This is a genomic window from Sphingobacterium sp. UBA2480, from assembly GCF_002341965.1.
Lineage (GTDB): Bacteria > Bacteroidota > Bacteroidia > Sphingobacteriales > Sphingobacteriaceae > Sphingobacterium > Sphingobacterium multivorum.
Map to the genome: position 1 here is coordinate 421,948 of NZ_DDPA01000004.1, position 20,807 is coordinate 442,754.

Annotated in this window: 16 protein-coding genes; 11 read left to right on the forward strand and 5 right to left on the reverse strand. The window is 41.3% G+C overall.

Annotation, left to right across the window (positions count from 1 at the left end; translation table 11 throughout):
- Positions 1-68: 68 nt before the first annotated feature.
- The gene (locus B3600_RS09170) at positions 69-1,694 is read right to left on the reverse strand and encodes a glycoside hydrolase family 10 protein (protein WP_159333459.1); all 1,626 of its coding nucleotides are present in this window, start codon (positions 1,692-1,694) and stop codon (positions 69-71) included.
- 94 nt (positions 1,695-1,788) lie between these two features.
- Positions 1,789-2,898: an N-acetylglucosamine-6-phosphate deacetylase gene (nagA, locus tag B3600_RS09175; protein WP_286752753.1), complete on the reverse strand. Its 1,110-nt coding sequence runs from the start codon at positions 2,896-2,898 to the stop codon at positions 1,789-1,791.
- Positions 2,899-3,045: 147 nt separating this feature from the next.
- Here nagA and B3600_RS25525 point away from each other — a divergent pair, with 147 nt between their 5' ends.
- From B3600_RS25525 to lipB, 9 genes are all read left to right on the forward strand, one after another.
- The gene (locus tag B3600_RS25525; RefSeq protein WP_312128511.1) at positions 3,046-3,177 is read left to right on the forward strand and encodes a DUF6728 family protein; all 132 of its coding nucleotides are present in this window, start codon (positions 3,046-3,048) and stop codon (positions 3,175-3,177) included.
- Positions 3,178-3,189: 12 nt separating this feature from the next.
- Entirely contained in the window at positions 3,190-3,576 is a 387-nt protein-coding gene (locus tag B3600_RS09180) for a RidA family protein (protein ID WP_046672670.1), read from the forward strand.
- Positions 3,577-3,579: 3 nt separating this feature from the next.
- Positions 3,580-4,503 (forward strand): EamA family transporter, encoded by a 924-nt coding sequence (locus B3600_RS09185; RefSeq protein ID WP_286752754.1) that lies wholly within the window; start codon positions 3,580-3,582, stop codon positions 4,501-4,503.
- A 436-nt stretch (positions 4,504-4,939) separates the two neighbouring features.
- Positions 4,940-7,999: a SusC/RagA family TonB-linked outer membrane protein gene (locus B3600_RS09190; RefSeq protein WP_286710261.1), complete on the forward strand. Its 3,060-nt coding sequence runs from the start codon at positions 4,940-4,942 to the stop codon at positions 7,997-7,999.
- Positions 8,000-8,095: 96 nt separating this feature from the next.
- Positions 8,096-9,766, forward strand: coding sequence for a RagB/SusD family nutrient uptake outer membrane protein (locus B3600_RS09195; RefSeq protein WP_070561324.1), 1,671 nt, complete (start codon positions 8,096-8,098; stop codon positions 9,764-9,766).
- A 304-nt stretch (positions 9,767-10,070) separates the two neighbouring features.
- Positions 10,071-10,496, forward strand: a complete 426-nt coding sequence (locus B3600_RS09200) for a hypothetical protein (protein ID WP_070561326.1) — start codon at positions 10,071-10,073, stop codon at positions 10,494-10,496.
- A gap of 65 nt (positions 10,497-10,561) precedes the next feature.
- Positions 10,562-12,667, forward strand: coding sequence for an ATP-dependent DNA helicase RecG (recG, locus tag B3600_RS09205; protein ID WP_286752755.1), 2,106 nt, complete (start codon positions 10,562-10,564; stop codon positions 12,665-12,667).
- A gap of 510 nt (positions 12,668-13,177) precedes the next feature.
- Positions 13,178-14,368, forward strand: a complete 1,191-nt coding sequence (hflX, locus tag B3600_RS09210; protein WP_046672676.1) for a GTPase HflX — start codon at positions 13,178-13,180, stop codon at positions 14,366-14,368.
- Between the two features lie 60 nt (positions 14,369-14,428).
- Complete coding sequence (gene lipB, locus B3600_RS09215; protein WP_070561330.1) at positions 14,429-15,124, forward strand: lipoyl(octanoyl) transferase LipB; 696 nt, start codon at positions 14,429-14,431, stop codon at positions 15,122-15,124.
- 179 nt (positions 15,125-15,303) lie between these two features.
- Here lipB and B3600_RS09220 read toward each other — a convergent pair whose 3' ends face one another.
- From B3600_RS09220 to B3600_RS09230, 3 genes are all read right to left on the reverse strand, one after another.
- Positions 15,304-16,524, reverse strand: coding sequence for a hypothetical protein (locus B3600_RS09220; RefSeq protein WP_286752756.1), 1,221 nt, complete (start codon positions 16,522-16,524; stop codon positions 15,304-15,306).
- A 218-nt stretch (positions 16,525-16,742) separates the two neighbouring features.
- A complete protein-coding gene (locus B3600_RS09225; protein ID WP_286752757.1) occupies positions 16,743-17,123 on the reverse strand; it encodes a hypothetical protein in 381 nt (126 codons plus the stop codon).
- A 26-nt stretch (positions 17,124-17,149) separates the two neighbouring features.
- On the reverse strand, positions 17,150-17,566 hold the full coding sequence (locus B3600_RS09230; protein WP_286752758.1) for a hypothetical protein: 417 nt from the start codon (positions 17,564-17,566) through the stop codon (positions 17,150-17,152).
- Positions 17,567-17,751: 185 nt separating this feature from the next.
- Here B3600_RS09230 and B3600_RS09235 point away from each other — a divergent pair, with 185 nt between their 5' ends.
- The gene (locus B3600_RS09235) at positions 17,752-18,987 is read left to right on the forward strand and encodes a hypothetical protein (protein ID WP_286752759.1); all 1,236 of its coding nucleotides are present in this window, start codon (positions 17,752-17,754) and stop codon (positions 18,985-18,987) included.
- 43 nt (positions 18,988-19,030) lie between these two features.
- On the forward strand, positions 19,031-20,722 hold the full coding sequence (locus B3600_RS09240; RefSeq protein WP_286752760.1) for a HEPN domain-containing protein: 1,692 nt from the start codon (positions 19,031-19,033) through the stop codon (positions 20,720-20,722).
- The last annotated feature ends 85 nt before the right edge of the window (positions 20,723-20,807 follow it).

The window sequence follows — 20,807 nt, forward strand, 5'->3', positions numbered from 1 at the left end:
ATGATACAAAAAAGGGATATCCAAAATTCAGATATCCCTTTTTTACGCGTTGATGAAACAACAGCTCGTTATTTTATCTTCTCTGCGGCATAAGGACCTTCGTTGCTCAAACGGTCAACAGCCTTTACCGCAACATACTGTAGTTTTTTGTTGTTCAATGTCGTTGGGATGTCCTTACCTGTAACCCCAGGCTCCAATATTTCATATTGCCATACGCCACCGTAGTTGAGATACAATACCCATTTTGCAACCTGATCAATTTGCTGGTGCTGCCATTTCACAAAAGTAGTACCTCCCTGTGGAGTTACCAGCAAAGTAGGTTTCAACAAAGGATTTGCATTTAACCAAGGACTTGTTGGTACCAATGCTTTCACCTGATAAGGCCCATTCACCAAAGCTTGTGTCATGGCCGGGTTTTTGGTAAGCCCTGCCAGACTCCAGTGGATCACCCCTTCTCGGTTATCAGGCAATAGCGTACGTGCTGCCTCCACTTGATTAACAATTTCCTGAACATATTCCGGACCACGTCTGCCAACCGTATTGATGCCCGGCCAAAGGTGGCGTCCCATGGTATTCTCACTTTCCCACCATTTTAACAAAGCCGTATAGCTTTGTCTGGCTGGCTGTATAGGCCAATACAACTGGGGAGCAAAATAGTCTATCCAGCCTTTGTTCAACCATAATTTAGCATCTGCGTAAAGCATATCATACTGGCTAGATCCCTGGATTCCTGACGGATAACCCGGTTTCCAGATACCAAAGGGACTGATACCGAATTTTACAAAATTCTTCTCTTTCTTAATATCCTTATAAATCCGTTCGATAAAGGTATTCACACTATTTCTGCGGAAGTCTCCGCGTGATAGATCCCCGCCATTACGTTTGTATTCATTGTAACTATCCGAATCCGGGAAATCCTGTCCACCATTATATTCCGCGTAAGGATAGAAATAATCATCGAAATGCACACCATCGATATCATAACGCTTGACAATATCCATAACCACACGTGCAGCGTGGTCCTGTGTAGATTGTTTAGAAGGATCAAACCAATAATAGCCCTGTTTCAATTTGACAACCGACTCAGGCATTTTACGTGCCATGGAAGCTGAAGTAACAGCACCGCCAGCAGTATGATGAGCACGGTAGGGGTTCAACCAAACATGCAGCTCAATTCCTCGTTTATGCGCCTGCTCAACCCAAAAATCAAGCGGGTCATAATAAGGGGAAGGTGCCTGTCCTTCTGTACCTGTCAAAAAATAAGACCAGGGTTCAAGATCACTTTTATAAAATGCATCGGCTGATGGACGCACCTGAAAAACAACAGCATTAAAATTATTGTTTTTCAAAAAATCCAAAATACCAATTGCTTCCTGTTGCTGCTCGGCGGTACTCAGGTTATTTTTGCTCGGCCAATTGATATTGGCAACAGAAGCCACCCAAGCGGCGCGAAACTCGCGCGGTAACACCGGAAGATCGACAACAATTTCCTTCTTCTTTTCTGCAACCGGCTGTTCTTTTGTTTCAATTGTATTTTTCACCCGTTCGCGCTTGGGTACCGAAGGTGGATCTTTTTTTACAATTTCGACATTTGTAGTTGTGGTATTGACAGGCTCCTGTTTCTTATTTTTCTTGGATGAACAAGAAGATAAAACAAAAAGTGCTGTCGCTAAAAATAATAGGGAACGTTTCATCAAGCTATAGAATAGTGTTTTTTCAAAATAACGAACGAAGATACATATAATATTAGTCAATCACGGCCAATCGGTTAATCTTCTCCGACATAGATCAATGCTTGAACTCTCCATCGAAGATCACCTGCTCCAGCTTAAAGTCGTCGTTAAAGACAATGACATTCGCTATGCTCCCCTTATTGAGGTTTCCAATATCCGTCCTTTTTAAAAGATTTGCAGGATACCGTGTTGCCATTCGGATCGCTTCATCAAGCGATATACCAACTTTTTGCACAGCATTTTTTACCCCCTCAAGCAAGGAGATTGCCGCTCCTGAAATGGTGCCATCAGGCAGGGAATAATAGCCATCGTTCAAGACGTGATGATAGATGTCTTTATCGCAGGCGGCTACCGCATCTGTAATCATAAACAGCCGCTCCCCCATCTGACGTTTCGCAATTTTTACGGCTTCAAAGCTGACATGATGTCCGTCGACAATAATACTTGCTTGTGCTGTCGGATGATTAAAAATTGCGCCGACTAACCCGACTTCGCGATGATGTAACGGCGACATGGCATTAAACAGGTGGGTACTTGTTGGAATCCCCAGATCATAACCGTGGGTACCTTCCTCAAAAGTCGCATCACTATGTCCTGCACTGAGCAATAGATTATAGCTCTGCAAATGCTGTAAGATATCATCAGCGATACATTCAGGAGCAATGGTCATCATCTTGACAACCTGATTTCCGGACAAAAGATCGTCAATCTTTTCCTTTGTAGGCTCGATAATTAATTCCGCGGGATGCGCACCCCGTTTTTTAGGATTCAAAAAGGGGCCTTCCAGATGCAATCCTAGAAATGCATCGTGCCGAAAGCCTTCTGCCACCCGAATGGCGTCCTTAAATAAGGGAATGGTATTGGTCGCTAAGGTCATCATAAAAGAAGTTGTGCCTTTACGGACCAAACCCTCAGCGATGCGTTCCAAAGAGGCTACACTACGTTCGGCAGAATACAAGTCCGATCCGTCACCATACAATTGAAGGTCAATCAGCCCAGCACAAATATTAGACCCGCCGACTGGATAACTGGTATAATCTGCAGGCACCTCATCATCATGGACAATCGCTACAATTTTACCTTCGCTGATCAGCAATGCTCTTTGCTCCAAAATCGACTCACCAGTGTATATTTTGCCACCAATTAATGCTATCTTATTATTCATATAAATTCTATTTCATTACCAAGTTACCAAAATTCAAAAAAAACCTGTCACTTGCATAAGATTTTGTTTCGTAGCCTACAAGAAATCCGTTCAAAGTTTTTGATCTTTTCATTTTCACTTTCTAATTTACTGTTGTAACTTAGTTCCATGTACTTCTTTAGAAAGCGTAACGCCGATCGCCCCACAAATGGCAGCATAAAAGCTATGCATATTATTAATGCAACGGCCATTATTGTCTTTTTATTGGGCCTTATCTACAAAATATTTTTTACATCCTAAACATTGTTATCCATGTCAAAAAAAGAAATTTTAAATACCGACAAAGCTCCTGCTGCAATAGGACCATATAACCAGGCAATCAAAGCCGGTAATACATTATATGTCTCTGGACAAATTCCTCTGGTTCCCGAAACAATGGAATTAATTTCTTCGGGTGTAAAAGACGAAGCGCATCAGGTACTAAAAAATGTAGAAGCTATCTTGACCAATGCGGGATATACTTTTGAAGATGTTGTCAAAGCTTCGATTTTCTTAAGTGATATGGGTAATTTTGCCTTAGTCAATGAAGTCTATGCCGAATATTTTAAGGAAGCGCAACCAGCGCGTGAGTGTGTTGCGGTAAAAACCCTTCCTAAGAACGTAAATGTCGAAATTTCGGTCATTGCCTGGAAAGATTAATCCGTGGAAAATAACAACGAAACAGCAAGCCGCGGAAAATATCTTTTCGCGGCTTTTTTGGCCCCTTTTATCTGGGGTTTTATGTCTATCCCTGTACGCTGGATACGCGTCTATCCGGCCGAGGATATTCTCTATTTTAGAATAATAACTGCGCTCCTGATCCTTTGGATATACCTGCTGCTGTTTCGAAGAAAAACCTTTAAAGCTGATATTCTTAAGTTTCAGCTTCTACCTCGAGTGGGCAAGATCCGTCAAATTTGTCTTACCTTCCTCGCTTCGGCGTTAATCTTTGGCAACTGGTTTACTTATATCTATGCGGTCAACCATATTAGCATTCAGTCTGCGGCATTGGCTTACCTGACCTGCCCCCTGATCACGGCGGCGGGTGCCTATCTCATGCTCCAGGAAAAGCTAACGAACTGGCAAAAAACAGCGCTTTTTATTGCCTTTGGCAGCGTTTGCCTCCTTGCAAATGGCTCGCTTCATGATGTCCTATGGGCTATCACTATTGCTACCTGTTACGCTTTTTATCTGATCGTACAACGGGTATCTACGGGTTTCGATAAACTCAATCAATTGGCGGTCCAGCTCAGTATATGTGCATTATTTGTGATCCCCAAACTAATCTATAATCATCATGCAATTCCTTCAGACCCCATATTTTGGGGCACCATAGTTCTTATCGCATCGCTATTCACGATTATCCCCCTATTCCTGAGCATGTATGCACTCATTGGCATTTCATCAACAACGACTGGCGTTCTGCTCTATATTAATCCACTGATCGCTTTTACTTTGGCTGCAACCTATTTCGGAGAACCCGTTTCTCCAATCAAATATGTCGCTTACGGAATTATACTGGTTGCGATCATGCTATTTAATGCTGCAAACATCAAACAGGTTTTTGCAAGGCCATCACGCGGTTAAGCACAATGATACCCAATGCAATAGGAAACTTCATCCACATGGAATGGCCAGTTTCTAGCAGAAAACAGTTATTTTATTCATATCCACCAACCAGCTAAAATGCGACAAAAAAAATGACAAAACACAAAATACACTGATTATCAAAATATTAAACACTAAAAACAGTTAAAGTGTATCATTTTTGTTTCATAAAATTTTTGATTTTTGCTCAACTATAGTAAATTAGATCTTTATTAAGGGAAATCATACCGCTCTTTTTTCTTATAACAGGTATTGAATAGCAAACACACTATTACAAATAATCACTTATTTTGCCCCCCGATTATTCAATATCTTCTCTTCTAACCAAAATGCTAAATGGAATTAGCCCATTTCATTAAAATTTCACCGTTATGAAAATATGTATATAAAAAACTGAATATAACACATATACTATATGAATAACAAATTATACTCTACATTAAGGGTGTTAGGTATTGTTCCAACAATACTTTTTTCAGCATCTTTATTGCACGCGCAAACCAGCCAAGTAAAGGGAACGGTTGTAGACGCTAAAACCAAAGCTCCTATTCCAGGTGCCACGATCAAAGTATTGGGCACTTCCAACGCAAGTTCTACGGATGTTAAAGGTGCATTCCAGATCAATGTCGATGACAAAAACCGCATATTAAACATCAGTACGGTCGGCTATGAAAACAAAACGGTAACTCTTGGTCCCGGCGAAACGACAGTGACGGTAAGTCTAGACGAACAGACACAGCAACTGGAAAGTGTGGTCGTTACTGCTTTGGGTATTAGCCGTGCACAAAAATCATTAACATACTCTACGCAACAGGTCAGTGGTGACGAATTAAACAAAGTTAAAAGCACCAACTTGGCGAATAATTTAAACGGTAAAGTTGCAGGTGTTAACATTGCTTCCAGCTCTTCTGGACCAGGTGGTTCAGCAAAAGTTATTTTGCGTGGTAACAAATCGGCTTCTGGGAACAATCAAGTACTTTATGTTGTTGATGGTGTTCCGATCAACAATCAGACATTAGCAAGCCAGCCAGACAACGTTTTCGGCGGACAACGTGATGGTGGCGACCCTATTTCATTGATCAACCCAGAAGACATCGAAAATATCTCCGTATTAAAAGGAGCATCTGCGGCGGCATTATATGGTAGCCAAGCGGCCAACGGCGTTATCTTGGTAACAACGAAATCAGGTAAACAAGGCCGCACAACGATCAACTTCTCCTCAAGTGCACAGATCGAACAGGCTGTATCAACACCGAAATTCCAAAGCCAATATGGTCAAGGTTCGGGTGGCAAAAACAGTAACACCAGTGTATTTAGCTGGGGCGACAAAACCAATGGTGCCGACTATGATAACTTAGGTGAATTTTTCCGTACGGGTAGCAACTTCACCAATTCATTGACTTTGTCAGGTGGTAACGAGAAAAACCAAACGTATTTTTCTTATGCCAATACCCTTGCAAAAGGTATTCTTCCAGAAAATGACCTGATGCGTCACAACTTCAATCTCAAGGAAAGTGCTTCATTCTTTGATAATAAGCTGACCGTTGAAGGAAGTGCCAATTACATTACGCAAAAATTAGATAATGCGCCTACTTCAGGTTTCTATTATAATCCATTGGTTGGAACCTACCTATTACCTCGCAGCTTAAATATTGCAGATTATAAAAATTTCGAAACGTTCAACACAGGCCGTAATCTTTACGATCAAAACTGGTTTACGCTTTCGGACGACGAAACCACCCAACAAAATCCTTGGTGGATTATGAACCGTAATTCTACACGTTCAACACGTAATCGTTTGCTCTTGAATGGTAGTGCGAAATACAAAATTGCACCTTGGATCAGCGTGCAGGCCCGCGGTAGTGTAGACCGTACCAGCGAAGTATGGGACCGGAAAGCTTATGCCGGCACACAGCACATTTTAGCGCGTGAAAATGGAGCTTATAGCTATACCAATACCACGATCACCCAACAATACGGTGATTTAACGGCCAACATGAACTTTAATATTGGCGATAAATTACAAATCACAGGATTGGTTGGAACGAGTATCACCGACTGGAAAACAGAAGGTACAGATTTTACCAGCGGTAAAGATGGACTCAAAGTTCCCAATCAGTTCTTTATCCAAAATACGACAACTCCGGTCACTTCGACATTGTCTGCAAACCGAAGACAATTGCAATCGGTATTTGCATCGGCTAACTTAGCCTATGACAACTGGATTTATTTGGATCTGACTTCGCGTTGGGATTGGTCGAGCACATTAGCCTATACACCGCAAAACCCATACGCTTATCCGTCGGTCGGTTTGGGCATCGTTTTGAACGACAAGCTTAATCTACCTGAATTTGTGAATATGGCCAAAATTCGGGGTTCATACGCAAAAGTCGGAAATGATCTTCCTCCTTACACCACCTTGCTTACCAACCGGGTAGACCCATATGCGGTACTAACGGTGAATGATATTGCCTTTTTGAAGGAATTAAAACCAGAAAAAACGGCTTCCTTGGAGATCGGTACGGAATGGCGCATGTGGAATAACCGTTTGAATGTGGATGTTACTTATTACAAAACAAACACTACCAATCAGTTTTTCAAAATTGCAGCTGGAAATGCATCCCTCAACAACATGTATGCAGTTAATGCCGGCGACATTCAAAATCAAGGGGTAGAAGCATTGGTATCATTGGATGCGATCAGAAATGACAATTTTAAATGGACAACCAGCCTCAACTTTACGTACAATAAAAACAAAATTGTAAAACTTGCAGACGGTATTTCTGAATTTACCCTAACAGGTGAGGGACGTAATAATTTTGCATCTAAATTGCAAGTTGGTGGTTCTTTCGGAGACATCTATGGTCAAGATTTTATACGTGACGACCAAGGAAGGATTCTTATTTCCGAGGACGGTATTCCGCAGAAAAACAACACCTATACCAAACTCGGAAATTCAAACCCAATTTGGCAAATGGGCTGGAACAACAGTTTCAATTATAAAAATTTCAACTTAAGCTTCCTGATCGATGGTAAATTTGACTACGAAGTGATGTCCGTGACGCAAGCGTTGCTTGACGGTTACGGTGTCTCGAAAGCGAGTGGCGACGCCCGTGCCAATGGCGGTGTTAGCATCAATGGGGTTACACCAAGCGGTAAAGCCGTAACAACAGTGGACGCCGAAAAATGGTACACTTCCACGGCTGGTATGGGTCCGGTTAGCAGCCAATATATTTACGACGGAACGGTTGTGCGGTTGCGTGAATTGACTTTCGGTTATGACTTCAATATTAAAGACAGTTTCTTCAAAAAACTTCGCGTAAATGCTGTAGGAAGAAACCTATTCTATATTTCGAAAAAGGCTCCATTCGATCCTGAAGTAACGATGTCTACGGGTAATTCCTTAAGTGGGGTGGATATCTTTATGATGCCGGCAACACGTAATTATGGTCTTACACTAAATGCGACTTTCTAAACGACCAACAATGAAATATCCCTCGTTAAAAAACACATATATCGGTAGAAATGACGAGGATATTTTATATAGTCTTAAAATACAAACGATTAAAAGATGAAATTTAACATAAAAAACATATCCAAGTTCTCACTCGCTTTTTTAATGCTTGGCGGCACCTTAAGTAGTTGTACCAAGAATTTTGAGGACTATAACAAAAATAACATTGGCGTTACGGATGAGGATTTAAAAGGTGATGGCCAAGATCTTGTCATTTTCTTGCGAAATGCACAGATGTCTATTTACAATTTCTCGGGCGCGGGCGATCCCAATTCCTATCAGGTACAACAGAATCTAAATGCGGATGTATTTTCAGGTTTCTTCATGTCTCCTACTCCGTTTAATAGCGGGCAGAACAACCTGAATTACGCCATGGTAAATGGATGGAATGGAGAACCATTTAAAGTACTCTATTTGAATGTTATTAAATCTATTGAAAAGCTAAAAAGCAATGGACTTGCAGAGACTTACCCTGCATTATGGGGTTCGGCTTTGGTGATCAAAGTAGAAGCTGCCAGCCGAGTGACAGATATCTATGGTCCTATCCCCTATAGTAAAGTAGGCACCTCCAATACTGTTCCATACGACAAACAATCCGATGTATATGCTGCTTTCTTCAAAGAGCTCGATGAGGCTGTAACAGCATTAAAATCATACAAAGCGGATAGCCCAATGGCTGCTAAAATAGACCAGATCGATTTGGTATTTCCGAATACCGATAATCAGGTCAGATTTAAAAATTGGCTAAAAATCGCCAATTCGTTACGTCTTCGTTTAGCGATGCGTTTGGTTAAAATCGATGCAACTTTAGCAAAAACACAAGCTGAAAAAGCATTGGATCCAGCAAATGGCGGTGTATTGGAAAGTAATAGCGAAAACTTCAAGATCACTGTACCAGCAGACGGAACCTACAGCAACCCACTTTGGTTTATTTCCAAAAACTGGGCTGACACGCGTATCAATGCGACACTTTCGTCTTATATGACCGGATTGAACGACCCTCGTATCTCTAAGTATATGTCTCCCGTCATTAAAGACGCAACAACAACAGCTTTCGCGGGAAAATATATCGGAATCCGTGCAGGAGCAGACGGCATCGAAAAGGATAAATACCAAAAGCTATCGGCTTTGAATACCGAAGGTACAACGCCAACTTTCGTAGCGACTACAGCACCGATATTAATGACTGCTGCTGAGGTTTACTTCCTCCGTGCCGAAGCAGCATTGAGAGGTTGGAACAATGCTGGGGGAACAGCGCAATCACTTTATGAAAAAGGAGTGGAAACGTCCTTTACACAATGGGGTGTATCAGCTGGGTTAAGCACTTATCTCAATGATAATACAAGTAAGGCAGCGGCTTACGAGGATCCTTTCAACGCGAAGAATAACGCAGCTTCACCTAGCGCACTGACCATCAAATGGAATGAGGGCGCTACCAACGAAGAAAAATTGGAACGTATCATTACGCAAAAATGGTTGGCGATCTTCCCTGAAGGACAAGAGGCCTGGAGTGAATTCCGCCGTACAGGATATCCGCGTCTATTCCCTGTTGTGGTCAACAATAGCGGTGGACTGATCGACACTAAAATACAGATCCGTCGTTTACCGTTCCCACAAAATGAATACAATACAAATGCAGCTGAAGTACAATCTGCAATCTCCTTGTTGGGCGGACCTGACAACGGCGGTACCAGACTTTGGTGGGATGTAAATAAGGGTAATTTCTAATCAAGAGATTAGCCGAGATAAATCTCAAAAAGGGGCAATCCATAGCTGGATTGCCCCTTTTTTATGATATCTTGAAAATTAATCAAAGTTTCCAGACTGTTGTTTCTATATTACAAGTCAACTAAATTATGTTGTTTTAAAACTACATTTTTACCAACATATTGTTGTTTCGAACCTACAATACAACAGAAATCAACCACAAAAGATTTCAAAATCAAATTTCTCTTAACAAAAACTTAATAGAAAGTTCCTGTAGCAGAGATAAAGAATTACCCGTTCAATTAAAAAAACCAAGAAGAATATTATGAAAAATCTCTCAATCCTGGGTTTTATCACCCTCCTGGCATGTTGCATGCTATTTGTTGTTTGTAAATCAGAATCACATTTAGAAAATCCCTACAAGGACAAAACAGAAAAGGAACTCGAATCCCTATCCGATGAAAAATACAGTAAAATCATTGCCTTTGCGAGCCCTAAAGCATGTTCTGATGCCACAGAATGGGAAATGATAGAAATACGGACAGTATGTGGAACAAGTTACCTCCCCTATCATAAATCGGTAGACAAAACAACCTTGCAAAACATGATCAATGACAACAACCGACTAATGGAAATATACCAACCAATGATGGCGCCCAAAATAAATTGTATATCTTATCGCAAACCATTGGGCGTGATCTGTAAAGAAGGAAAAGCGGACATTAAATATGAAGAATCCGCTTCAAAATAGTTACTCGAGCCTAAGAAACAGCTCCATAAACGCATAAATTTTTCGTAATTTAGCCATCAAGAAGAATGGCTGAATTACGTTTAATTACCCCGATAGAATACCTCAAAGGTGTAGGTCCACAAAAAGCAGATGTACTCAAAAAAGAGCTACAGGTATTTACGATTGGTGATCTATTGACACAGTATCCTTTCCGTTATATCGACCGTACGGAGTTTCATAAAATCCGGAAACTTCATCCCGATATGATGGCTGCACAGGTGCTGGGCCGTCTGGTTTCTTTACAGCTCGTGGGCGAAAAGAGAACGAAACGTCTTGTTGGCTCATTCAAAGATGAGACCGGCTCCATGGAACTGGTCTGGTTTCAGTCCATCCCCTGGCTTCAAAAATCATTGAAAGTCGGATCCGCCTATATTATATATGGCAAGCCGAGCGAATTCAATGGCCAGCTATCCATTACCCATCCCGAAATGGATCTGTATAACCCGCAGGTAAAACAGATCGGCAATATGAGTTTACAGCCGGTTTATTCATCGACAGAAAAACTCAAAAAGTTTAATCTGGATACCAAGGGAATCCAACGCTTACAACAGACTGCATTGGAAACCGTATTCCGTAGTATTGACGAATCGCTTCCCCAGGATGTGCTTGCTAAACATGGTCTCATTTCCAGGCAACAGGCTTTTGCTTCCATCCATTTTCCAAGCGATCAAAAGGAGCTGAACCAGGCCATCAAACGCATCAAATTTGAAGAGCTATTTTTTATTCAGCTGAAGCTGCTCAACAACAAGCAGCTCAACACACAGAAATTCAGAGGCCAGCGGTTCAATAAAGTCGGTGAAAAATTCAACACGTTCTTTAACGAGCGCCTTCCATTTCCTTTAACAGGAGCGCAGAAACGCGTTGTAAAGGAAATCCGCATGGATACCAATACAGGTGCGCAGATGAACCGCCTGGTACAGGGCGATGTAGGTTCCGGGAAAACAGTTGTTGCCCTCATGAGCATGCTGCTTGCTGTCGACAATGGATTTCAGGCTTGTATGATGGCTCCTACAGAAATCCTGGCGACACAGCATTATCATGGACTAAAGCAGCTCGTGGGCGATGACATCGTCAATATCAAGCTACTTACAGGATCCACAAGCACAAAGGAACGCCGTTTGATCCACCAGGCACTGGAAGATGGCAGCTTAGATATTTTAATTGGCACCCACGCCCTGATCGAGGATAAGGTACAGTTCAAGAACCTGGGCTTCGTTGTTATTGACGAACAACACCGCTTTGGCGTGGAACAACGGGCCAAACTCTGGCGCAAGAATGTCATTCCACCGCATATGTTGGTCATGACAGCGACACCAATTCCACGCACATTGGCCATGACCATGTATGGCGACTTGGACATCTCTGTAATTGACGAATTACCTGCTGGGCGTAAACCGATTAAGACTGTTCACTTTTTTGAAAGCTCCCGTTTACGGATGTTTGGTTTTATGCGTGAGGAGATCGCCAAGGGAAGACAGGTCTATGTGGTATATCCCCTCATCAAGGAAAGCGAAAAACTGGACCTGATCTACCTTGAAGCAGGTTTGGAGAACTTACAACGTGAATTTCCATTACCACAATACAAGATCAGTATTGTTCATGGCAAGATGCCTGTAAAGGACAAGGACTTTGAGATGCAGCGCTTTGTCAAACACGAAACACAGATTATGGTTGCCACTACCGTTATCGAGGTGGGCGTTAATGTTCCCAATGCATCGGTGATGGTCATTGAAAATTCCGAACGATTTGGACTATCCCAGCTGCATCAATTGCGTGGTCGTGTAGGCCGTGGTGCTGAACAGTCTTTCTGTATTCTGATGTCGGGCAATAAGCTGAGCAAAGAAGGACGATTAAGGCTGGATACCATGGTGCGTACCAATGACGGATTTGAAATTGCAGAAGTCGATCTACAGTTACGTGGCCCGGGCGACATCTCCGGCACGCAACAATCGGGTGTACTTGACCTCAAGATGGCGAATCTGGCGACAGATCAGGCATTGCTTACAGAATGCCGCAACACGGTCATTGCTATCTTCAAAGAAGACCCAACGCTACAAAGCGAAAAGAATCAGTTGCTGCGAAGCTTCCTCGCCAGAAAATCAGATGGCATTGCCTGGGACAAGATTTCTTAATCGCATGTCATTTTCGAAATAAAAAGCGGGGCCAGCAAATAAATCGATAACGTGTTTAAGTGAATAAATAGAGCGCATTGGGATCTAAAGGCCACTCGTCAACATAAATAGGATACGAATTGTTTTTATTAGTTCTTGAAGACAATTTATCTTTTTTGTATATAAAACCAAATTTATTTACTTTTGCATCATTATGAACATGATATAGAAAAATATCCCTTCTTTTACTAGGCAAAAGATGGCGACCGAACGCTTACATATTTTGAGTTGCCCTGGTAAGCAAATCACAGGAAATTTATTGGTTAATGGAGAATTATGTCATAATCGGCATCAGTCTTGTGTGGTGTACAAACGCATAAATTCTTAAATTTACCTTTTCAAACAAAAACCGGGCTTACAAGCTCATTGAAAATAATTTAAAAAGTGAACGTATAACAAGAGGTAGGCAATAGCATACATTGCAAAGCTTAATGACCTCCCTACTTCACTTGAAAGACTTAATAGTACAAAATGGCCAGAATTAAAATACACGATACAGCAATAAAACCCGAAACAGCCGTCCTGGTGAGTGTGATCACGCCAAGTGTGACGGAGACAAAAGCAAAGGAATATTTGGAGGAACTTGAATTTTTGGTACAGACTGCCGGTGGCGAGACCAAAGGCATGTTTACACAGAAACTGGGCTTCCCAGATCGCGCTACATTTGTCGGCAGTGGAAAGCTGGAAGAAATAAAAGCATACGTTGAAGCGGAGGAAATTGACATCGTTGTTTTCGACGATGAGCTTTCACCTTCGCAGCTGCGTAATATTGAGAAAGAATTGAAACGCAAGATATTGGACCGCTCCAACCTTATCCTGGACATCTTTGCCCGACATGCCAAAACTGCACAGGCAAAGACACAGGTCGAATTGGCACAGCTGCAATATCTATTACCACGTCTGACCCGTATGTGGACCCACTTGGAACGTCAGCGCGGGGGTATTGGTATGCGTGGTCCGGGTGAGTCACAGATCGAGACCGATAGACGGATCATCCTGGACAAGATTTCCCTGTTCAAAGAACGCCTAAAAGCAATCGACAAGCAAAACGAGACACAACGAAAAAACCGTGGCGAGATGATCCGTGTAGCTTTGGTAGGTTACACCAATGTCGGAAAATCAACGATCATGAATATGATCTCCAAGTCTGATGTACTGATCGAGAATAAACTTTTCGCAACATTGGATACGACGGTACGTAAAGTTGTGATCGACAACCTTCCTTTTTTGCTTTCAGATACCGTTGGTTTTATCCGCAAACTACCGCACCATTTGGTGGAATGTTTCAAATCCACATTGGATGAAGTTCGGGAAGCCGATGTCCTGATCCATGTGGTCGACATCTCGCATCCGAATTTTGAAGATCATATCCAGGCGGTAAACGAAACATTGAAGGATCTTAAAGCACTTGACAAACCGGTGATTACAGTGTTCAACAAAATTGACCTTTATAAACCGGCCGTCGAAGAAGGACACGATGGTGAGGAAATCGAGGTCACGTTGGATGATTTTCGTAATTCCTGGATGGCAAAAAATTCTGATCCAGCAATCTTTCTATCAGCAACGAATAAAACGAATATCGAAGAGTTCAAACAAAAACTTTACGATATTATTGTGAAAATGCACAATGAACGCTACCCTTACAATAACTTATTGTATTAATTTTGACAAACAATGCTGTGAACGGGCCTTATACCTGTTCACAGCTTAATAAAATACGAAATGAACAAAGAGGTGCAGTTTCAAGATTGGGGCCTTGTCGATTATCAGGAAGCCTGGGACAGACAAGAATCCATCTTTAAGGGCGTATTGGACATCAAACATGACAATAGAGTCAATGCAACAGCAGCAAATACCCCAAATTACTTGATCTTTACAGCACATCCCCATGTTTACACCTTAGGGAAAAGCGGGCACGAGGAATACCTGCTCCTAGATGAGAAAGGACTGGAAGAGAAAGAGGCCAAATTCTACAAGATCAACCGTGGTGGCGACATTACCTATCATGGTCCGGGACAGATTGTCGGTTATCCGATACTGGATCTCGACAACTTCTTTACGGATATCCATCTGTATCTGCGTACACTGGAAGAAGCTATCATATTGACCTGTGCGGATTATGGTATCGAAGCAGGGAGATATCCCGGGTTTACGGGAGTATGGATAGAACCGGATAAACCAACTGCACGCAAGATCTGTGCAATGGGCGTGCGTGCTTCACGCTGGGTGACCATGCATGGCTTCGCATTCAATGTCAATACAGATCTTGATTATTTCGGCAACATCATTCCTTGCGGCATCGACGATAAGGATGTAACGTCTTTAAAACGGGAGCTTGGCAAAGAAGTTGATATGGAAGACGTGAAAGGGAAACTTAAAGGCCATATTGCCCAACTCTTTGAAATGCAAATAGTGTAATTTAAGTTTTCAATAACATACAAAGGCCCTTTGAAAGCGGAATTTTAATCTCCTTTCAAAGGGCCTTACTTTTTTGAGCATCCCTGTTCCTCATGGTTAATAAAACCCCTACTAAAGACACAAACGAGGGACATTTTCAGACACTTGGATTTACGTGACCCCGACGCTATTTCCGAATATCAACAATAATACATACACTCATAGCTGGCGAGTTTCCCATCAACAAATCTGAAAATAAATAATCCTGCATCGCCATTTTGAATATAGAAAGTATGTGGCGTTGAAATCCAGTCTGCCGAAAGCAGTTCACCAAAGTGGTTTACAAAGTCTCTTTCCGCATAATTGGCATCCATCCGCTGGTCCCCCAACACAATAGCTTCACCCGCACTAAAAAATAGCTTATACAAGGTTCCGACCACTTTGCCTTTATAATTTTCTTCAAAGGCAACGATCATATTCGGTGTTTTATAATAATACCGCGGCTCCCAGCCACATTCGGGCATATCGGAGATTTCGGTAACCCCCTGCAGCGCCAGTTGCTTCATTTGTCCATCTGTGATTTTACCATCAAATAAAGACACTCCTTTCCATTCGAAATGGAAGTTTAAGGCCTTCAGTTTCTTTGTGTACACTTCGGACTGGAACTCATGTTGAAATTTATCGGCCATTAACAGTTCAAAATCGATATCAACCTTGGGGTCCACTTTTCCCGCTTTGTCGTAAGATTCCTTCCAATAGGTAAGCGCCTGTTTTAACTTGGAATACTTCGTCCAGCCGATTTCACGTAGACGGCCTGCCTGTATCAGTTCTTCCTCCTGGTTCTTCCCTTTGACAGCCAAATATTCTTTAAGGACCTTGTCATAGCTTAACTCAGCACCCAAAAATTTCATCTGAATGTACTCCGGATTTTCATGGAAGTGGTCTCCGATGTAGACCCATCCATCTGTGTAGAGCGGCACATAATCGATACATACCATTTCATTGAGCCCCGCCCTACGCACAGCGGTACTTGTGGTATTGGGTGCCTTACGCACGCGCAATTGCGAGACCTGTACATAGAAATGTGGGCATTGAGCGCCTTCGGTTCCGCGATAGAAATATTGTTGTGGTTCTCCGGCAGACCTTTTTCCATCCATGGCACTTTTCAGAGGCTGACGGTCTATAAAACCGATATCCCCATTATTCACCTGCACTTTGTACTGCGTATTGGTGGAATCCAACAGATACACAGGTGCCTCTGTTGGAAAAACTCCCAAGAGGTCTTTATTATTTCCTGCTTCACGGAAAAGGTGCCCCCATGTTGAGGTATAAAGTGGCCGTTGACCCGCTGGCTGTCCTACTGCGTGATGCACAAACCAACTAACAAAAAAGCAGAGCATGAGTAATCCTTTTTTTGGCATAAAATTAATTCTTTGAATACATGACCAGTGGTCGCTCCATTGCGATCAACAGCAGGGAACGAGACATCAATAAATGCAACAGAAACTTTTCCTGGCTACCGGTCAAACACGCACCGTTGCAATAACGAAATTAAAACAAAAAGGAGGCCAATGAAATCACCGGAATCAGGTATTTTTTGAGGTAGGGAACGATCAGATGTATAAACTACCGGATGTCATTATTTGCGTTGCAGTAAACTCACCTGACCTTCCAATGAGAGGATGGTTTTTTCTTGTGCCTTGACCGTTTGCTCTAAGGCATTGACCAGCTGCTTATAAATACCAAGACCTTCGGCAGTGACATGAGCTGTTTCGGCAGGTAGAGCACCGAGCGCCCCCTTCTCATCCTTTCGCATCATAGTCCCTTCACCCATGAGCAACCAGGCTGGACTAATGTCAGGATGTTTGGACAATATTGCCACCATAGCATCTGAACTGAGTGCAGTATTTTTCTGCCCTCCCTTAAAGTTTGCATAGGAAAGTTGTACATCTTTGAAAAATTCGGTCTTACTGATACCTTTGGTTTCAGCGATCAGCAGCACACGTTCCTTTACATTCACTTATAGCTTTTTTAAATGTTGGCTGTTTATTTATTTCTTAACGAATCAAGCTCACGCTCTAATGAAGACAATAATCGCTCCAAAGACATAATTGTCTTCTCTTGCGACTTTATGGTAATATTTTGTGAGGCAACAACTTGTTTTAATGTATAGATAACAGCATTAGTTACCCCTTCTAACTCGGGTGTTAGATAACTTTCCTCCTCTTCTTTTGCTACAGGCACAGTTTTTAACATCTCGCCTTCACCTTTTAATAGCCATTCAGAAGAGTATTGAGGGTATTTTTCAACGAGGTTAATTAACCATTTAGATTGAATATCTGTACCATTGGCCAATGCACGTGTAAAAACGCCCTTACTCGCTCCAATAGTTGCCTCAAAGGCGGACACACTCATCCCTTCTCTATCTGCGACAATCTTAATTCTCTTCAAAACAGAACTCATTACCGAAAATTTTAATATAAAATATTTGTTTTACCGAAAAATAGTTCTTAATTTAGCTTTATCGAAGACAATTATAAACTATTTTATTAATCAAAAAATATATGAAACCAACAAGGCTATAGATCAGTGCACAGATCGTAATGAGCCCTAGCAGCAGTTTCATCAACTTTAAAACATATAATCTGATGAAAAATACGCAAAAGAAACTAAAAGCGAAACATTTTCGCTATTTAACCCAAGAACACATCGACGATCCGATGAAATATCTCATTGGGTTCTTTGAAAGCGAAACATCCATACGTGACTGGTTAGCGGACCTAAATACGCTAATTAACGCGGCTTCAAACGCAAAGATGAACCCACCACGTTCCTCTACCGGATATCTCACTAGAAAATTAATTGAACAGGTGGAATTGGCCTATGTTATTTTTAGGAAATGTAAACTAAAAACAATAGAACAACCGCTGAAGTTCAACAAAGGCGTTTCAGACTACTGGAATCAGCTATTAGCAACAGACTCATCGGCAAGCAATATTGATACTGCAGCAGACAGCATTAGCCGTTTTTTTTCTTATGAGTCTTTACAACAATGGTACAACATTCTTGATGATTTATGGATAAGTTTAGGAGACAGAGATAATGGCTTTTTAGGCGACAACGGCCATGAAATTCTTGCTATAAAAGAATTCCTACTGCGCCTAGCTGCTGCTCTCGGAAAGATCTATGAAGATGCAATTCTGCCGAATACCCCTGAATCTTATCAGGAAAAAAATGCAAAGAGCGAAATTTCTGAAAATTTAGCGGAAGAAACTCCAACATCTGAAAAAATCAACACATTGACAGGTGAAATAAAGAAAAGTCCACAAAAGACCGAGACCCTCCAAAAAATCAAAAACATTTTGGGAGGAGAAGATCTACAGGACTGGCAAGCATTCATTAACAGCCTATATATATCAGCAGAGAGGGACTTTAAAAGCTGGGATAATGCGTTTAAAGTATATATTCCTGAAAGTAGATTTTGGCTATTTACCCAGTCAATAACACTCTTAGATATTTTATACGAGGAAGTCTTTTGGTTTGTTGATAGAGATGCAGAAATAGCATTAACTCCACGCCGAGAGGTCTCCTTATATTATATATTCCGGGACAAAAATACAATTGGAAATTTCACAGCTCTATCACTACTGGAAGCGAGTTATCCAGAGTACTATCTCATTAAAATGCTATTTACCTATCCAATTTTCGATTGGCGCGACAACCTTACAGATCTCATGCACAGAGGATTCGTATTGAACAAAGGCACAGTATACTATGGGGATCTGGATATCCCTGAATTCCTCCTCAACTTTCAAAAATTGATTGAGCTCTGCTATCTCCTTACCAATAAAGATGAAATAAAATTTACCAAGGCGATCGCTTAGGAAATTTGTAAAACTAAATACAACCATTTATTCAACCCATATTATGAATATCGATATTAACCCTATTATCGAGGCAATCCTTCGTGCTGTTGCTGTCGATGAAATCTACCAATGGACTTTTGACCACGAAGGTAAAAAGTATCAGATGCTACAGGTCAATCTTACCTCAAATGCCGGAATTCGATTTTCCGACGCCAACAGTCTGATAAACAAAACTGTTGGCTCCTATCCCAATGTGTATATCAATGTGAACTTCACGCACGAAATACAACAAAAAGTGGATCAAGGTTTAGGCCGGGCCTATCTTATTTGCCAACCTGAAAACCGCATTTATCAGAATCCTGTGCAAGAGATTCCCCTTGTCTTACCCAATAATAAAAGTGACGAAGTCATCGAAAAAACACGGACATATATCGAAAAGGAAAAGAGCAAGATTCGATCTTTTATTGATGGCTACAATTTCTATTTTGAGCATAAAAATTATGCACACGCAGCATTCATGCTACATCAAGCTTTAGAGCTTGCATTTCGAACATCCGAAAATATCCTCGTTGTTGAGGATAAGAAGTCCCATTCCTTAAAAAACCATATAAACTATCTCAAATCTTTCGACGATCGCCTCGGCACACTAGCCGATAATAACGAAAAAAAACAGGCTTTGGAGAAAATTAACAAGGCTTACATCGACTATCGATATCACTTTGATTATTTTATCGATGAAGATGTATTAGAAACAGCCTATCAGATTGCGATCAATACATTAAACTGGATATACGATTATTCCAATCTTCTCTACGAAGAAATAAGGGTAAAACTAACCATTCTTCAAAATAGTAATAACGAAGTTGAAAATTACAAAAATAACAATGATATATACAAAAAAGATTATTGTAACTCCAATTTTCGGGATCTTATTCTTAATGCAATTGAATGTTATTGTACACCTGCTTTGGTTGCTTGTTTTGGTTATGACTCTGATTATCACAGATACCATAATGCGCTCCAAAGAGCCAAAAAGGACCACATCACCCATTCCTACTATATTTTTGTTGCTTATGAGACTTTAAATGGCGAACTCAATAATTTAACACAATTCATTGCGGATATGCTTCCCAACAATGTGTCGCTCACGCTGGCCCTGGAAAACTCAGCCGTTTTCAGCAAACAGTTTTCAAAGGGTCATCCCTTTTTTCTTTCACTCCTGAAAGCAGGTGACATCTGGTTGCAAAATACATCCATGGCCAATATCGATCTGGAAAGCATCGTTGCCCCACAGCTAAATCTAGATTATGTACGTCAACAATGGAAGACGCGCTATAATAATGCGCGCACATTATACTTGCCTTATGAGGAATACTGCTCGGCAATAAGCATAGAGGCCGTATATTTTATGCTATCTCAAGCGCTGGAACAAGTTTGTCTTGGCGTAATCAATACCGTACTTCAATACAAACCGCAACGGGTCAACCTTACTTTCCTCATGCAACTCTGCAAATTGATAGTTCCTGATGCCTACTTCATATTTTGCTTGGATCATCAAGATCAGCTTAACGCCTTCAAAAACATTACGGAAGCACAGCAGGAATTTAGATATAATGCAAATTATAAAGGAAATCCACTAACAATTATAGAATTGCAAAAACGCACAAAAACGTTTATAGAAAGGTGTAACCAAGAGATGGAAAGCTATTTCGAGAAAATTTCTAGCCAACAGCTGGTCGAACAAGTTGAATAGAAGGCCGCTTATGAAGGAATAAACCAATTATAATTATGTCAAATAATTTGCAAATAATCGGGATTATTCCGATTGCTATATAAAT

Excerpts from the sequence above, each read along its gene's own strand:
- B3600_RS09235 (WP_286752759.1), top strand. The coding sequence starts at position 17,752 with ATGAAAAATACGCAAAAGAAACTAAAAGCGAAACATTTTCGCTATTTA.
- B3600_RS09220 (WP_286752756.1), bottom strand. The coding sequence starts at position 16,524 with ATGCCAAAAAAAGGATTACTCATGCTCTGCTTTTTTGTTAGTTGGTTT.
- B3600_RS09170 (WP_159333459.1), bottom strand. The coding sequence starts at position 1,694 with ATGAAACGTTCCCTATTATTTTTAGCGACAGCACTTTTTGTTTTATCT.
- lipB (WP_070561330.1), top strand. The coding sequence starts at position 14,429 with ATGAACAAAGAGGTGCAGTTTCAAGATTGGGGCCTTGTCGATTATCAG.
- B3600_RS09230 (WP_286752758.1), bottom strand. The coding sequence starts at position 17,566 with ATGAGTTCTGTTTTGAAGAGAATTAAGATTGTCGCAGATAGAGAAGGG.
- hflX (WP_046672676.1), top strand. The coding sequence starts at position 13,178 with ATGGCCAGAATTAAAATACACGATACAGCAATAAAACCCGAAACAGCC.
- recG (WP_286752755.1), top strand. The coding sequence starts at position 10,562 with ATGGCTGAATTACGTTTAATTACCCCGATAGAATACCTCAAAGGTGTA.
- B3600_RS25525 (WP_312128511.1), top strand. The coding sequence starts at position 3,046 with ATGTACTTCTTTAGAAAGCGTAACGCCGATCGCCCCACAAATGGCAGC.
- B3600_RS09240 (WP_286752760.1), top strand. The coding sequence starts at position 19,031 with ATGAATATCGATATTAACCCTATTATCGAGGCAATCCTTCGTGCTGTT.
- B3600_RS09180 (WP_046672670.1), top strand. The coding sequence starts at position 3,190 with ATGTCAAAAAAAGAAATTTTAAATACCGACAAAGCTCCTGCTGCAATA.
- B3600_RS09200 (WP_070561326.1), top strand. The coding sequence starts at position 10,071 with ATGAAAAATCTCTCAATCCTGGGTTTTATCACCCTCCTGGCATGTTGC.
- nagA (WP_286752753.1), bottom strand. The coding sequence starts at position 2,898 with ATGAATAATAAGATAGCATTAATTGGTGGCAAAATATACACTGGTGAG.
- B3600_RS09190 (WP_286710261.1), top strand. The coding sequence starts at position 4,940 with ATGAATAACAAATTATACTCTACATTAAGGGTGTTAGGTATTGTTCCA.
- B3600_RS09195 (WP_070561324.1), top strand. The coding sequence starts at position 8,096 with ATGAAATTTAACATAAAAAACATATCCAAGTTCTCACTCGCTTTTTTA.